Source organism: Ruegeria sp. SAZD011 (assembly GCF_059612545.1).
The window spans coordinates 145,038-158,990 of record NZ_JBXWQU010000040.1 but is presented as its reverse complement, the minus strand read 5'-3'; the positions used below and the strand labels follow the sequence as shown (position 1 = coordinate 158,990).

The 13,953-nt window shown below is 63.9% G+C and carries 15 protein-coding genes; 11 read left to right on the top strand and 4 right to left on the bottom strand.

Annotated elements, in window-relative coordinates; genetic code table 11:
• Positions 1–39 precede the first annotated feature (39 nt).
• Positions 40–546 carry a DUF3576 domain-containing protein gene (locus tag AC2FLM_RS20205; RefSeq protein ID WP_496802546.1) on the bottom strand — a complete coding sequence of 169 codons (507 nt, stop codon included), beginning with the start codon at positions 544–546 and terminating at the stop codon, positions 40–42.
• A gap of 298 nt (positions 547–844) precedes the next feature.
• On the opposite strand from AC2FLM_RS20205, the gene AC2FLM_RS20200 reads away from it, so the two are divergent.
• Entirely contained in the window at positions 845–1,837 is a 993-nt protein-coding gene (locus AC2FLM_RS20200; protein ID WP_496859686.1) for a porin, read from the top strand.
• A 106-nt stretch (positions 1,838–1,943) separates the two neighbouring features.
• Entirely contained in the window at positions 1,944–2,603 is a 660-nt protein-coding gene (locus AC2FLM_RS20195) for a YggS family pyridoxal phosphate-dependent enzyme (RefSeq protein WP_234182605.1), read from the top strand.
• Here the strand turns inward: AC2FLM_RS20195 and AC2FLM_RS20190 are convergent.
• Entirely contained in the window at positions 2,587–3,087 is a 501-nt protein-coding gene (locus AC2FLM_RS20190; protein ID WP_496859685.1) for a L,D-transpeptidase family protein, read from the bottom strand. The two genes, AC2FLM_RS20195 and AC2FLM_RS20190, sit on opposite strands and share 17 nt — an antisense overlap.
• Positions 3,084–4,175 (bottom strand): GTP cyclohydrolase II, encoded by a 1,092-nt coding sequence (ribA, locus tag AC2FLM_RS20185; protein WP_496802549.1) that lies wholly within the window; start codon positions 4,173–4,175, stop codon positions 3,084–3,086. Before ribA ends, AC2FLM_RS20190 begins: the two co-directional genes overlap by 4 nt.
• Before the next feature lie 166 nt (positions 4,176–4,341).
• Here ribA and AC2FLM_RS20180 point away from each other — a divergent pair, with 166 nt between their 5' ends.
• The 7 genes from AC2FLM_RS20180 (at position 4,342) to AC2FLM_RS20150 (ending at position 9,989) form a co-directional block, all read left to right on the top strand.
• Positions 4,342–5,028 (top strand): response regulator transcription factor, encoded by a 687-nt coding sequence (locus AC2FLM_RS20180; RefSeq protein WP_234138406.1) that lies wholly within the window; start codon positions 4,342–4,344, stop codon positions 5,026–5,028.
• A gap of 199 nt (positions 5,029–5,227) precedes the next feature.
• Positions 5,228–6,016 carry an exodeoxyribonuclease III gene (locus AC2FLM_RS20175; protein ID WP_496859684.1) on the top strand — a complete coding sequence of 263 codons (789 nt, stop codon included), beginning with the start codon at positions 5,228–5,230 and terminating at the stop codon, positions 6,014–6,016.
• Between the two features lie 66 nt (positions 6,017–6,082).
• Positions 6,083–7,393, top strand: a complete 1,311-nt coding sequence (locus AC2FLM_RS20170) for a leucine-rich repeat domain-containing protein (RefSeq protein WP_496859683.1) — start codon at positions 6,083–6,085, stop codon at positions 7,391–7,393.
• A 64-nt stretch (positions 7,394–7,457) separates the two neighbouring features.
• Positions 7,458–8,372, top strand: coding sequence for a thioredoxin (gene trxA / locus AC2FLM_RS20165; RefSeq protein ID WP_496859681.1), 915 nt, complete (start codon positions 7,458–7,460; stop codon positions 8,370–8,372).
• A gap of 27 nt (positions 8,373–8,399) precedes the next feature.
• On the top strand, positions 8,400–9,044 hold the full coding sequence (locus AC2FLM_RS20160; RefSeq protein WP_496859679.1) for an LON peptidase substrate-binding domain-containing protein: 645 nt from the start codon (positions 8,400–8,402) through the stop codon (positions 9,042–9,044).
• Positions 9,041–9,229, top strand: a complete 189-nt coding sequence (locus AC2FLM_RS20155; RefSeq protein ID WP_234220237.1) for a Trm112 family protein — start codon at positions 9,041–9,043, stop codon at positions 9,227–9,229. The genes AC2FLM_RS20160 and AC2FLM_RS20155 overlap by 4 nt, the downstream gene beginning before the upstream one ends.
• On the top strand, positions 9,222–9,989 hold the full coding sequence (locus AC2FLM_RS20150) for a Stf0 sulfotransferase family protein (RefSeq protein ID WP_496859678.1): 768 nt from the start codon (positions 9,222–9,224) through the stop codon (positions 9,987–9,989). Before AC2FLM_RS20155 ends, AC2FLM_RS20150 begins: the two co-directional genes overlap by 8 nt.
• A 33-nt stretch (positions 9,990–10,022) precedes the next feature.
• On the opposite strand, the gene AC2FLM_RS20145 is transcribed toward AC2FLM_RS20150, so the two are convergent.
• On the bottom strand, positions 10,023–11,285 hold the full coding sequence (locus AC2FLM_RS20145) for an FAD-dependent monooxygenase (protein WP_496859677.1): 1,263 nt from the start codon (positions 11,283–11,285) through the stop codon (positions 10,023–10,025).
• Positions 11,286–11,333: 48 nt separating this feature from the next.
• Between AC2FLM_RS20145 and AC2FLM_RS20140 the strand changes: the two genes are divergently transcribed.
• Together AC2FLM_RS20140 and AC2FLM_RS20135 are read left to right on the top strand one after the other, a co-directional pair.
• Positions 11,334–12,662, top strand: a complete 1,329-nt coding sequence (locus AC2FLM_RS20140) for an amidase (RefSeq protein ID WP_496859675.1) — start codon at positions 11,334–11,336, stop codon at positions 12,660–12,662.
• Positions 12,663–12,770: 108 nt separating this feature from the next.
• Positions 12,771–13,952, top strand: coding sequence for an aminotransferase class I/II-fold pyridoxal phosphate-dependent enzyme (locus AC2FLM_RS20135; RefSeq protein ID WP_234144409.1), 1,182 nt, complete (start codon positions 12,771–12,773; stop codon positions 13,950–13,952).
• Position 13,953 lies beyond the last annotated feature (1 nt).

Genomic DNA, 13,953 nt, shown 5'->3' with positions numbered 1-13,953 from the left:
TGAACCCGGCGTGGTGATAAAGCGAATTGGCGCGAGGTTCTAGAGTTTGTCGTCGCCGATGCGCAGCTGGCGCGCGCGCGATAGAATCGCGTCCTCGACCGCGCGGGCGGTGGCGGCATTGACCGGGGCGCCGCCGCTGGTTTGCAGCGACACTTTCAGCGCGCGGGCTTCAAGCGCCGGATCCTTGATGTGCACGGTGGCCCTGTACGAGCGTCCGCCACCCGGCGGCGTGCCGTAGCCGGTAACGATCACGCCGGTGAACGGATCGACCGACTGAATCGGCAGAAAGCTGAGCACATCCAGCGATGCTGCCCAGAGATAGCGGTTCACCTGGACGGTCTGTTCAGCCTTGGACGGGCCGAAAACGTCCCAGATCGATGATTTCTCGTAGTTGGTGGGCGCGCTTTCGCGGTTGTTGGTGATATAGGAATCGTCCGCCGGCGGCGCATCGGCGATCCGCACGCCACCACCCCGGTTGCCGCAAGCGGCCAGGCCCAGGCCCAAGGCAAGCACGAGGGTGGTTTTGAACGCGTTCTGCAAGGTCATTGGACGGTCCCACTGCTTTCTGATGGGAAATGTCCTACCCAAGCCGCGTGAGGGGGGCAAGCCTCTATAGGGGGAACGCGCGCGTACGAGGCGGATTTGTCCGCTTTCTGATGGGGCGTGAGGGGGAAAATCCGCTGCCGGGTCACCGGACTGTGGCAAAGCTGCACCATCCGTGACGACTTTGCGCCGGGCTTGCCGCCAAGACTTGCAAACAGGGGGGCGAAAGAGCGAAACCCCTGTCCATACCCACGCCGGATTCACTGGTTTGGGCGTATGAATGAAAACCGAGGGAAACACGATGAAAAAAGTTCTCTTCGCAACGACTGCGCTGATCGCTACCGCAAGCGTCGCAGCAGCAGACGTTCGTCTCAGCGGTTACGGCCGCTTCGGTCTGGACTACAACGACGCCAACGACCGCGCCGTGAACGGTGTCTCGAAGACCACCATCACCAGCCGTCTGCGTCTGCAGTTCGACATGTCGGCAGAAACCGACGCCGGTGTTGCGTTCGACGCTCGCTTCCGTGCACAGGCCGAAAGCCGTGACAACACCCCGGGTGGCGCAGCATTCAACGGCGCTCGCTTTGGTGTGTCGTACCAGGGCTTCCGCGTGAACGTCGGCAACATCATCGGTGCAGTTGAAAACATGCCCGGCACCTACCTCGAGACCCGTACCGCAGGTATCGGTATCGACGGCGCCAGCTTCTACTCGCACGTTGGTAACGTGAACAACGAGTTCTTCAACTGGGATGCATACTCGTCGGCTGGCGTTGGTGTGAACGGCATCGAAGCTCTGTACTCGACCGGCGGCTTCACCGGCCACCTGTCGTACTCGACCCGTAACGGCGCCGTTGCTTCGGACCGTATCGGCGTGATGCTGGCCTACAACTTCGGTGACTGGACTGTCGCAGCTGCGCACCAGTCGTCGGACGCCATGTGGGAAGACAAGACCCTGGTGTCGGTCGCATGGGACGGTGGCCAGTTCGGCGCACGCGTTGCATACGCTGACAACGACGGCATCTCGAAGTTCGGCATCTATGGCAACATGGACATCGGCTCGGCTTCGAACCTGCTGGTCTTCTACACCGACGAAGACGCAGTCAGCGCAGCTGACGTTCTGGCCGGCCGTGGCGACAACCGCGACAACATCGCCGGTTCGAACCAGAACGAAGGTGGTTCCTATGGTATCCACTACTCGTACGACCTGGGCGGCGGCGCTTCCTTCGAAGCAGGCTACCGTCGTGCGTCGAACGACAACGACACCTTCCAGGCCGGTGTGTACTTCAGCTTCTAAGCTGTACACCGCTTGACGGTATCGAATGGGGGCAGGTCTTCGGACCTGCCCTTTTCTTTTGCGTCGACATGGTGTTTTTCTGCGGCAAGCCAGATCGGGGGACGACATGTCGCTGCAAGAGATTACGAACCGCATCGCAAGGGCCGAACAGGCCGCAGGCCGCCCCGAGGGGTCGGTCAAGCTGATCGCGGTGTCCAAGGTACAACCCAACGAACGCGTCGAGGCGGTGCTGGAGCAGGGGCATCGCATCTTCGGCGAGAATCGCGTGCAGGAGGCGGCAGGAAAATGGCCTGCCTTTATGGAGCGGTACGAGGGTGTGGAACTGCATTTGATCGGCCCGCTCCAGACCAACAAGGCGCGCCAGGCGATGGAGTTGGTGCACGCCATCCACTCGGTCGATCGCCCCAAACTGGCCACCACGCTTGCCCGTCTGGCGCAGGAAATGGGCAAATGTCCCGACCTGTTCATTCAGGTCAACACCGGCGAAGAGGATCAGAAGGCGGGTGTTCTGCCAATGGAAGCGGACGGGTTCATCGCCGAATGCCGCGCGCTTGACCTGCCGGTGCGCGGGCTGATGTGCATCCCCCCGGTCGAAGAGGAACCCGCGCTGCATTTCGCGTTGCTGGCCAAGATCGCCGCGCGCAACGGGCTAGAGGGTCTGAGCATGGGCATGAGCGGTGATTTCGAAAGCGCCATCGCGCTGGGAGCCACCCATGTCAGGGTCGGCTCTGCCATTTTCGGCGACCGGGTCAAAGCGGCGGGATGATCAACCGCGTTCCGGGCCGCACCCGCCGCGTGAGCCAGTGCAGATCGGGGCGGCTGAAGGCCACGCAGCCCTCGGTCGGATAGCCGGGCCTTCGCCATTGATGGACAAAAATGGCCGAGCCGCGCCCCGGTTCCGCCTCGGGCCAGTTCCAGTCGGTCACCAATACCAGATCGTAAAGAGGATCGCCGCGGCGCAGGCGTTCGTGGCTATGCCCGTATGGCGCGTGCACGAGATGATTATAGGCCGCGTCGCCCATATCGTCCGACCACAGATCGCCCGGACCGATGGGCCGTGCCCATGGGGCAGGCGGTGCGATCCGGTCAGCGCGATACAGCATGCCGACGATGCGATGGATGCCGACGGGGGTCGCCCCGTCGCCCTCGCGCTTGTCGGCCCGGATGCCGCCCTTGCCGATGGAGCAGGGAAGATAGCGGCCCCAGAACCGCACCCCGCGCGGAGTCAGGACCATATCCTGCGGGCTCACAACATATGGCCCGATTTGGCCGCCTTGGTCGCCAGATAGCCCCGGTTATGCGCGGTCTCGCCTACCTTGAGCGGCACCCGTTCCGTCACCGCGATGCCGGTGCGTTCCATCATGGCGATCTTGGCGGGGTTGTTGGTGAGCAGCCGCACCGATTTGAAGCCCAGCGATTTCAGGATGTCCGAGCCCAGCCGGAAATCGCGCTCGTCATCCTCGAACCCCAGCCTGTGGTTGGCCTCGACCGTGTCAAACCCTTGATCTTGAAGGAAATAGGCGCGCATCTTGTTGGCAAGGCCAATGCCGCGCCCCTCTTGGTTGAGATAGAGCAGAACGCCCGCGCCCTCGGCCCCCATCTGTGCCAGCGCGCCGCGCAACTGCGGGCCGCAATCGCATTTCAGGCTGCCCATCAGGTCGCCGGTGAAACAGGCCGAATGCAGCCGGGCAAGAACCGGCTTGTCCCGATCAGGGCGGCCGATCTCGACCGCGTAATGCTCTTCGCCGCCATCCTCGGGACGGAACACATGCAGGCGTCCGGCCTCGGAGACCTCCATCGGCAAGCGCGCGGCCGAGACCACGTGCAGCGGGCTGCGCTCGGACAGATGCGGCGCGGCCGAAGCGTGGTCAATCGTGGTCAGCCCGTGCGCGGCGGCGAAATCGCGTCCTTCGGGCAGCGACACCAGCACCGCCGCCGGCAGCAGCCGGGCGGATTTGGTCAGGTTGATCGCCAGGCGGTGCAAGCCGGCCTTGCCTTGTCGCAATGTCGTCAGCGGCCCCTTCATCGGCGTATTCAAATCGTCCGATGGATCGGCCACCGCCTGGACCCAGCGCAGATCGGCCCCGGCAGGCAGGCTAACCCGCGCCAGATCGCCATCATAGGCCCGCGCCTTGAGCGTTTCCGCCCTGCGCCCGGTGATAGCGATAACCGGATCGCCCAACTGCCGCATATCCGCCAGCCGCTCCGCTGTCAGCGTCTCGGCCGCAAGCGCCAGAGTGCAATCCCCGTCCTCGTCCCGCAACACGACCGGCACCCCCATGCGCAGGTCGGCACGGGCGCGGGCCAGAAGCTCGGTGATATCCGGGATCAGACTCATCGGGTGTTATCCTATAACGTTCACGGCTTTTACCTAGTCGCTGTCGGCAGAAATGTGAAATAAATCTCGCAAGTAAAACACGACCGCGTGAGAGATATGCAGCAAAACTTGCCGAATTCGTGCTGCGCCCTCACCTGTTGGGAAACGAAATCTGGAGGATGCGGGTATGGCGCAGCTGAAAAAAATCCTGCTGGTAGATGATGACGACGACCTGCGCGAGGCGCTGAGCGAACAGCTGGTCATGACCGAGGATTTCGATGTCTTCGAGGCCGAGACCGGCCATGCGGCATCGGAGCGGACCAAAGAGGCGATCTATGATCTGGTGATTCTGGATGTGGGCCTGCCCGATACCGATGGGCGCGAGTTGTGCCGCCTGATGCGCAAGCAGGGCGTCAAAAGTCCGATCATCATGCTGACCGGCCATGACAGCGACGCCGACACCATTCTGGGCCTCGATGCCGGCGCCAACGATTATGTGACCAAACCGTTCAAGTTCCCGGTTCTGCTGGCCCGCATCCGCTCGCAACTGCGCCAGCACGAACAATCCGAGGACGCTGTGTTCCAGTTGGGGCCCTATACGTTCAAGCCGGCGATGAAGATGCTGATCACCGAGGATGATCGCAAGATCCGCCTGACCGAAAAGGAAACCAACATTCTCAAATATCTCTATCGCTCGACCGACGGCGTGGTGCCGCGCGACGTGCTGCTGCACGAGGTCTGGGGTTATAATGCCGGGGTCACCACCCACACGCTGGAAACCCATATCTATCGCCTGCGCCAGAAGATCGAGCCAGACCCGTCAAACGCGCGCCTGCTGGTCACCGAATCCGGCGGATACAGGCTGGTGGCGTAATTTGTGATATTGATTCAGGTCAAAGTGGAATCTTTGTGGTACCTTTAGCCTGACCCCAACCCGCGCATGTCCGGGTCATGACATGCACCTCCCTGTTGGACTGGCCGGGCCTAGTGCCCGGCCCTTTTTTTGTACAGGCCATGGACATCGACGGACAAGGCGATAGGTTTCGCCGGACCCGACGAAAGCGAGACGCGCCATGCCCTTTACCCTTGCCACCTGGAACATCAACTCGGTCCGCCTGCGCGAACCCATCGTGTGCAAGCTTTTGGCCGAAGAGGGGCCTGACATCCTGTGCCTGCAAGAGATCAAGTCGCCGGTCGACAAGATGCCGGTCGAAAGCTTTGCCGAGCTGGGATACCGGCATGTCGTGGCGCATGGTCAAAAGGGCTATAACGGAGTCGCCATCCTGTCGCGCCTGCCGATCGAGGAAGTCGCGCGCGAGGATTTCGCCACCCTCGGCCATGCCCGCCATGTCGCGGCGCGGCTGGAAAACGGGGTGACGATCCACAACTTCTATGTCCCCGCCGGGGGCGATGTGCCCGACCGCGAGGTGAACGAGAAGTTCGGCCAGAAGCTCGACTACCTGACCGAGATGCGCGACTGGTTCCAAGCCAACAGTCCCGAGAAATCCATTCTGGTGGGTGATCTCAACATCGCCCCGCGCGAGGACGATGTCTGGAGCCATAAGCAGCTCCTCAAGATCGTGTCGCACACGCCGATCGAGGTCGACCACCTGGGCCAGGTGATGGACGCGGGCAAATGGGTCGACATCACTCGCCAGGACATCCCCGAGGGTCTTTTGTATTCCTGGTGGTCCTACCGCGCCAAGGATTGGGATGCCGCCGACAAGGGCCGCCGGCTGGACCATGTCTGGGCCACGCCGGATATCGCGCGTGCGGGCCATTCCAGCCGCATCCTGCGTGACGCGCGCGGATGGGAGAAACCCAGCGACCACGCCCCCGTGTTTGCCAGTTTCGACCTGTAGCACCCCGACGGATATTGCCGCGCCGCCCCGGCCACCTTACGCTGACCTCAACCAGAGGTGAGAGTAATGAGTGACGCCGACAAAGCCTATGCCGCTGCGGAACGGCTGATTGACGAGGCGAAGAGGGAGGGGACGGGGACTCGCTCCCTCGACCTTGACCGGCAAGAGACCCGCGCCCTCGATCGGTTGCCGCCGTCGATCGCAGAGCTGACGGAACTGCGCGCTCTATACCTGGACAGCACGCAAGTCTCGGATATCTCCCCGCTTGCCGCCCTGACCCAACTGACCGAGCTGTGGCTAAACAGAACGCAAGTATCGGACATCGTGCCCCTTGCCGCCCTGACCCGGTTGACCGGGCTGTGGCTGAACATAACGCAAGTATCGGACATCGCCCCGCTTGCCGCCCTGACTCGGCTGACCACACTGTCGCTGATCAACACGCGAGTATTGGATATCACGCCCCTTTCGGTCCTGACCCAGCTGACCGAGCTGTCGCTGGACAACACGCAAGTATCGGATATCGCCCCGCTTGCCACCCTGACCCGGTTGACCACGCTGTCGCTTTACAACACGCAAGTCTCGGATATTGCCCCGCTTGCCACCCTGACCCGGCTGACCACGCTGACGCTGGACAACACGCAACTCCATGATCTGCGACCGTTGCGGCGGCTGACGCGCCTTGTTACCGACCCCGAATTAAGCGGCCTCACCTTCACCAACTGCACGGCGGCGCAACAGGACCCTGAGATCGCGCGGATTGCAAAGATCGAAGATCACAAGACCCGCGCCCAGACCCTGTTCGACTATCTGGAAGATTGGGAGCCACCCGATACCGTCAAACCCAGCGCGCCCACCGCAGCACCCCAGTCAATCACATTGGCCGCAAATGCCGTCTCTGTCTCACAGATCCGCAACCAGTTTCGGGCCAACCGCCCTGAATTCTCCTCCCGCCTCGAACACCTCATGGTGCTGGTCCAGCAGGAACAGGCGGTGCACAGGCTGATCCCGATCCCTAACGAGGAAGTGGCCAAGGCCGAATATGATGCCAAGGCCGGGTTTCTGGAGGTGATGAAGGCCGAACTGATCGCCCTGCGCGATGAGCTGCCCGAGGATCACGCGCGCCCGTTGAGTGAGAAAGAGGCCCGGGGCCTGAAGGAGCGGCTGGTCCATCTGGCGCAGCTGACCGACAGATGCATCACCTTTCTGGACAAGGAACAGGGCACCTATGGTGGCCTCTACAAGATCGGTTTGATTTCGGCGGTTTCGGGGCTGTTGTCTTTGGTTCCCGGCCTGAACATGATTGCCTCTACCGCTTTGGCGGGCGCCGTTTTCGGGGCGCAGACCTTTCGATTGCATATCAGCAAAGACAAGGGGTGACGGGTTGCTCCCGGCTCTTCCTCGCTCCATATATGTGCCAACTCATTCCGTAAGGACGCCCGATATGCTTGAACTTGGACAAAACGCCGCCCCTGCCGCCGATCTGATCAAGGACACAAGCGAAGCCACCTTCATGGCCGACGTGGTCGAGGCCAGCCAGACGGTTCCGGTGATCGTCGATTTCTGGGCGCCCTGGTGCGGCCCCTGCAAGACGCTTGGCCCCGCGCTCGAGGCCGCCGTGACCGCCGCCAAGGGCGCGGTGAAGATGGTCAAGGTCAATGTCGATGAAAACCAGATGATCGCAGGCCAGATGCGGATCCAGTCGATCCCGACCGTCTATGCCTTTTACCAAGGCCAGCCGGTCGACGGGTTCCAGGGGGCGTTGCCCGCGTCCGAAATCAAGGGCTTCATCGACCGGGTTGTCGCCGCCGCCGGTGGCGAGGCGCCCGGCGCCCAGTTGGACGAGGCGGTCGCTGCCGCCGAGGAGATGCTGGAGCAGGGCGCCGCTGCCGATGCGGCAGAAACCTTTGCCGCGATCCTCGGCGAAGAGCCCGACCATGCCGCCGCCTATGGCGGGCTGGTGCGTGCCCATATCGCGCTGGGCGATCTGAACCAGGCCGAAGCCATTTTGAACGGCGCACCCGCCGCGATCTCGACCAAGCCCGAGCTGGAAGCCGCCCATGCCCAGCTGGAACTGGCGCGTCAGGCGTCGAACGCCGGTCCGGTCGCCGAACTTGCCGCCGCGGTCGAGGCCGATCCGAACAACCATCAGGCCAGGTTTGATCTGGCCCAGGCTTTGCATGCCGCTGGCCGGACCGAAGAGGCGGTTACCGAGTTGCTCGACCTTTTCCGCCGTGACCGCGAGTGGAACGAGGGCGCCGCCAAGGCGCAGCTTTTCACCATCTTCGATGCGCTCAAGCCCAACGATCCGATCGTGCTCAATGGCCGTCGCAAACTCAGCTCGATGATATTTGCCTAATCGCGCGATAGAGCTACAGTTGAAAGCATGATGCAATCCGCTGACCTTCCCGACACGTTGGCGGTTTTTCCGCTGCCCGGAGCGCTGCTGCTGCCCCGGTCTCGGCTGCCGCTGCATGTGTTCGAACCGCGTTACCTTCAGATGCTGGATGATGCGCTGCGCACGCCGCAGCGGCTGATCGGTATGGTACAGCCCAATCCCTGTCGTCAGGATGGCGGCAAGCTGCATCAGATCGGTTGTGCCGGGCGAGTCACCCAGTTCTCGGAAACCGAGGATGGGCGGTACATGATCACCCTGACCGGTGTGTCGCGCTTTCGGATCAAGTCCGAGGTCGACGGGTTTGCACCCTATCGCCGCTGCACCGTCTGCTGGAAAAGCTTCGATCACGATCTGGCTTCTTCCTGCGCGCCCGATCCCCGGTTCGATCGCGATGACTTCCTGCGCCTGCTGCAACGGTTCTTCGAGGCGCGCGACATGTGCACCGACTGGGACAGCCTGACCCAGGCCGATGATGAGCTGCTGGTCAATTCGCTGTCGATGCTGCTGGATTTCACGCCCGAGGACAAACAGGCCCTGCTCGAAGCGCCCTGCCTCAAGACCCGGCGCGAGACGCTGGTCACCCTGATCGAATTCGCCCTCTGCGGCAACAGCGGCAAGGACCCCCTGCAATGAGTGAAACCGCCGCCGCCTTTGACCGCCGCATGCTCGAGGCGCTGGTCTGCCCGCTCACCCATGCCACGCTGGAATACGATGCCGAGGCGCAGGAACTGATCTCGAAGGGGGCCAAGCTGGCCTTTCCGATCCGCAACGGGATCCCGGTGATGCTGGTGGACGAGGCGCGCCCGCTGGATGACTGAACGGCCTGCGGCCTATATCCTCTGCGGGACCCCGCGCAGCGGCAGCACCCTCCTTTGCGGCTATCTGGCGGCCACCGGCGTGGCCGGATCCCCCGATTCCTTCTTTCGCACACAATCCGTTGATTGGTGGGCCCAGGATTGGGGCCTGCCCGAGACGCTGCGCCCGGGCGCTGCCGGATTTGAACGTGCGTATCTGGATGCGGCGCTGGTCGAGGGGCGAAGCGGGACGCCGGTATTCGGGCTGCGCCTGATGCGCGAGAATCTGGGCGACATGCTGGACATGCTCGACCATCTCTATCCCGGATTGCCCGGCGATACCGCCCTGATCGAGGCGGCATTCGGACCAACCCGCTATCTGCATCTGCGCCGCCGGGACAAGGTGGCGCAAGCGGTGTCGCGGGTGCGGGCCGAGCAATCGGGCCTCTGGCATATCGCGCCCGATGGCAGCGAGGTTGAACGCCTCGCCCCCCATCGCGACCCGGTCTACGATTTCGCCGCGATAGACACCCAAGTGCGCGCGCTTGAAGCTTATGAAGCGGACTGGACCAAATGGTTCGCCGCTCAGGGCATCACGCCGCTGAGCATCGACTACGAAGACCTTGCAGAAAGTCCGATCAAGGTGGTCTCGGCCATTCTTGCGCATCTGGGCCAGGACCGGGACCGGGCGCAGGGCCTGACCCCGGCGGTTGCCAAACTCTCTGGCGCAGAAAGCCGGGACTGGGTGCAGCGCTATCGGGCACAGCGCGAAGGCAGCGACTGAGGCGCGGACGCCTGACAGGCCGGAAGACCGCGCTCAGATCGCGCGGCCCTGCATCAGTTTCGGCAGGTCACCGGTCAGCCCGGCAGCCTCGCGCACGAAGCCACGCCGCAGGCCGGGGAAGGCGCCCAATACGCCCATGCCGACATCGCGCCCCAGCCGCAGGATCGGGTTGTCGTTTGAAAACAGCCGGTTGAAGGCATCGGTCGCCAGTGCCAGCGTCGCCGTGTCGAACCGGCGCCATTGCTGATAACGGTCCAATACGGATACCGAGCCGATATCCTCGCCCCGGCGAGCGGCCAAAATCAGAACCTCGGCCAGCGCGCCCACGTCGCGCAGGCCCGCGTTCAGCCCCTGACCGGCAATAGGATGCATGCCATGCGCGGCATCTCCCACCAGCGCCAACCGTTCGTCGACAAAGGCATTGGCCACGGTCAGGTTCAGCGGATAGGTGAAACGGGCACCCTCCAGCCGGATCTCGCCCAGGAAATCGCCGAACCGGGGGCGCAGGATTTCCAGGTATTCCGCCTCGGGCAGGGCATTGATGCGGGCGGCGGCCTCGGTCCGCTCGCTCCAGACGATCGAGCTGCGATTGCCGGGCAGCGGCAGGATCGCCAGCGGCCCCGGCGGCATGAAGAACTGATGCGCGATGCCATGATGGGGCAATTCGTGTGCAATGGCGCAGACCAGCGCGGTCTGGCCATAGTCCCAGCCGGTCCGCTTGATGCCCGCGCGCGCGGCGGTGCCGCTCTTGCGTCCGTCACAGCCCACCACCAACCCGGCACGCAACTGCGAGCCATCCGCCAAGGTCAGCGTAACGCCGGTGGCATCGGTTTGTTGCGTGGTAACGGCGGTGCCGTTCAGCCGGGTGATGCCCGGTGCCGCCTCCATCGCGGCCAGCAGCGCGCGCCGCAGATAGCGGTCCTCGACCATATAGCCCATTGGCCCTTCTTCGATCTCGGCATGGTCGAAATGCAGGAAGAAGGGGGAGGGGCCTGAGCCGGCATGGCCGTCGCTGACCTTGATTTCCAGCATCGGTTGGGCGTTACCCGCCACATGATCCCAGACGCCCACAGCGGCCAGCAGCCGTTGCGAGGCCAGCGCCAGCGCATAGGCGCGGCCATCGAATGCGGCGTCGGTGCTCAGCGGGTCGGGCAGGGCATCCACCAGGGTGACGCTTTGCCCGCTCTGGGCCAGCGCCAGGGCCAGCACCGGACCGTTCAGCCCGCCACCCACGATTGCGATATCGGCTCTGTGTTCCATGAGTCGCAATATGCGCGCCGGTTCGGGATTGTCCATGCGCAGTCCTGTCGCTACCGTCGCGGCAAAAGCAAGCGGGAGGGTAAGATGAGCGATTGGCTGACGATGACGGCAAGCGATCTGGGGCGCGGCATCGCGGCGGGGAAGATCGACCCTGTCGAACTGACCGAATGCTATCTGGACGCTATCGATGCCCATCCAGACCGCGACCGCATCTATGCCCGCGTCACCGCCGACCGTGCGCGGGCCGAGGCGCGCGCCGCCGCCGAACGCGCTAGGCTGGGCCTGCGCCGGTCGCTGTTCGATGGTGTACCGCTCAGCTGGAAGGACCTGTTCGACAGCGCGGGCGTGGCCACCGAATCCGGCTCGGCCCTGCTCGCGGGACGCGTGCCCGAGGCGGACGCCCTGGTGCTGCGCAATGCCACCGCTGCGGGCGCCGTCTGCCTGGGCAAGACCCATATGAGCGAGCTGGCCTTTTCCGGTCTTGGCCTCAACCCGGTGACCGCAACCCCGCCCAACCCGCATGATCCGGCCTGGGTGCCGGGCGGGTCGTCCTCGGGGGCGGCGGCCTCGGTCTCGTTCGGTCTTGCCGCCTGTGGCATCGGCTCGGATACCGGCGGGTCTGTCCGCATCCCCTCGGCATGGCACGATCTGGTCGGGCTCAAGACCACGTCGGGGCGGCTCAGCCTCGAAGGGGTGGTGCCGCTCTGCCTGAAATTCGACACGGTCGGCCCGCTGGCCCGCTCGGTCGAGGATGCGGCCGAGGCGCTGGCTCTGCTGGAGGGGGGGCGCGCCGCTGACCTGCGGGGCGTATCGCTCAAAGGGTGCCGTCTGGCCGTGTTGCAAACCGTGGCGCTGGATGATCTGCGTGAGGCGCCGGGCGCGGGGTTCGAGTCCGCGCTGACGCGTCTGTCCGCCGCAGGGGCCGAGATCGTGCCCCTCGATGTGCCGGAACTGCTTGATGCGATGGCCCTGTCGGGTGTTCTCTATGCCGCCGAGGCCTATGGCCTGTGGCGTGACGTGATCGAGGCCAATCCCAGTGCCATGTATGACCAGATCCTGGAACGGTTCCGCGCCGGTGCTGGTTTCTCCGGCCCCGATTACGTGGCCGCCTGGGCGCGGCTGGAAACCTGCCGCGCGGCCTGGGATGGCGCGGTTGCCGGGTTCGATGCGGTGCTGATGCCCACCGCGCCGATCCTGCCGCCCGACCGTGACCAGCTGCTCAGCGACCACGACTATTACGTCTCCGAAAACCTGCTTGCGCTGCGCAACACCCGCATTGGCAACCTGATGGGCCTCAGCGGGTTGAGCCTGCCCACCGGTACGCCAGCCTGCGGTCTGATGATGCTGGGGCGCCCGGACGGCGAAGAGGCGCTGTTGCGCGTAGGTGCGGCGGCAGAGCAGGCGCTGACCTGAATGCCACAATTCCCTGCGCAGGCAACGCTTTGTCTGGACGCACGCGGGGATCGTCTGTACTTTGGTTTGCAAACGGGGCGTTGACGATCCCGACACGAGGCAGACCAGATGAACTTCCCCGAGCGGTTTTCGAACCTACCGGCCTATGCATTCCCGCGCCTGCGTGCGTTGCTCGACCACCATCCGGCGGGCGGCGAAGTCGTGCATATGACCATCGGAGAGCCCAAGCACGATTTCCCGGCCTGGGTTACCGAAGTGATCGTCGAGAATGCCCATCTGTTCCAAAGTTATCCGCCGAACGAGGGCTCACCCGAGCTGCGCGGTGCGATCACGGACTGGATCGCGCGCCGCTATGGCGTGACGCTCGACCCCGAGAAAAACGTGATGGCGCTGAATGGCACGCGCGAGGGTCTCTACAACGCCGCCATGGCGCTCTGCCCCGAACAGAAGAACGGACAGCGACCCATCGTGCTGTGTCCGAACCCGTTCTATCAGGTCTATATGGTTGCCGCGATTTCAGTGGGCGCCGAGCCGCATTTCGTGCCCGCCACCGCCGCCACCGGCCATCTGCCCGACTATGCCAGCCTGCCCGCCGAGGTGCTGAACCGCACTGCCGTGGCCTATATCTGCTCTCCGGCCAACCCGCAGGGCGCAGTGGCCAGCCGCGCATATTGGGCCGAGTTGATCGGACTGGCCGAACAATACGATTTCCGCATTTTCGCCGACGAGTGTTACTCCGAGATCTACCGTGACACGGCGCCCACGGGCGCGCTGACCGTCGCCCAAGAGATGGGTGCCGATCCCGAACGGGTGGTGCTGTTCAACTCGCTCTCGAAACGTTCGAACCTGGCGGGCCTGCGCTCGGGCCTGATCGCGGGTGGGCCGGAAACGCTGAAACATGTCAAGCAGTTGCGCAACTATTCCGGAGCGCCACTGCCGGGGCCGTTGCAGGCAGCCGCCGCGCGGGTCTGGGCGGACGAGGCGCATGTCGCCGAAAATCGCGCGCTTTATCAGGAGAAATACGCGCTAGCCGATCAGGTCTTTGCCGGGGTGCAGGGCTATCAGCCGCCCGAGGCTGGCTTCTTTCTCTGGTTGCCCGTCGATGATGGCGAGGCAGCATCGCTCAAGGCATGGCGCGAAACCGGCGTCCGGGTGCTGCCCGGCGCCTATCTGGCACAGGGAAAACCGGGGCAGAACCCCGGAGAGACATATATCAGGGTCGCGATGGTGGCTCCAAAACAAGACTTGCAGCGCGGGCTGATCGCCCTTCGCGACTGCATCTATCGCTGAG

What these genes read in the sequence shown, in the direction of transcription:
- AC2FLM_RS20170 (WP_496859683.1), top strand. Translation starts at nt 6,083, where the DNA reads ATGAGTGACGCCGACAAAGCCTATGCCGCTGCGGAACGGCTGATTGAC.
- AC2FLM_RS20205 (WP_496802546.1), bottom strand. Translation starts at nt 546, where the DNA reads ATGACCTTGCAGAACGCGTTCAAAACCACCCTCGTGCTTGCCTTGGGC.
- AC2FLM_RS20195 (WP_234182605.1), top strand. Translation starts at nt 1,944, where the DNA reads ATGTCGCTGCAAGAGATTACGAACCGCATCGCAAGGGCCGAACAGGCC.
- AC2FLM_RS20145 (WP_496859677.1), bottom strand. Translation starts at nt 11,285, where the DNA reads ATGGACAATCCCGAACCGGCGCGCATATTGCGACTCATGGAACACAGA.
- AC2FLM_RS20180 (WP_234138406.1), top strand. Translation starts at nt 4,342, where the DNA reads ATGGCGCAGCTGAAAAAAATCCTGCTGGTAGATGATGACGACGACCTG.
- AC2FLM_RS20155 (WP_234220237.1), top strand. Translation starts at nt 9,041, where the DNA reads ATGAGTGAAACCGCCGCCGCCTTTGACCGCCGCATGCTCGAGGCGCTG.
- AC2FLM_RS20135 (WP_234144409.1), top strand. Translation starts at nt 12,771, where the DNA reads ATGAACTTCCCCGAGCGGTTTTCGAACCTACCGGCCTATGCATTCCCG.
- trxA (WP_496859681.1), top strand. Translation starts at nt 7,458, where the DNA reads ATGCTTGAACTTGGACAAAACGCCGCCCCTGCCGCCGATCTGATCAAG.
- AC2FLM_RS20160 (WP_496859679.1), top strand. Translation starts at nt 8,400, where the DNA reads ATGATGCAATCCGCTGACCTTCCCGACACGTTGGCGGTTTTTCCGCTG.
- AC2FLM_RS20150 (WP_496859678.1), top strand. Translation starts at nt 9,222, where the DNA reads ATGACTGAACGGCCTGCGGCCTATATCCTCTGCGGGACCCCGCGCAGC.
- ribA (WP_496802549.1), bottom strand. Translation starts at nt 4,175, where the DNA reads ATGAGTCTGATCCCGGATATCACCGAGCTTCTGGCCCGCGCCCGTGCC.
- AC2FLM_RS20200 (WP_496859686.1), top strand. Translation starts at nt 845, where the DNA reads ATGAAAAAAGTTCTCTTCGCAACGACTGCGCTGATCGCTACCGCAAGC.
- AC2FLM_RS20175 (WP_496859684.1), top strand. Translation starts at nt 5,228, where the DNA reads ATGCCCTTTACCCTTGCCACCTGGAACATCAACTCGGTCCGCCTGCGC.
- AC2FLM_RS20140 (WP_496859675.1), top strand. Translation starts at nt 11,334, where the DNA reads ATGAGCGATTGGCTGACGATGACGGCAAGCGATCTGGGGCGCGGCATC.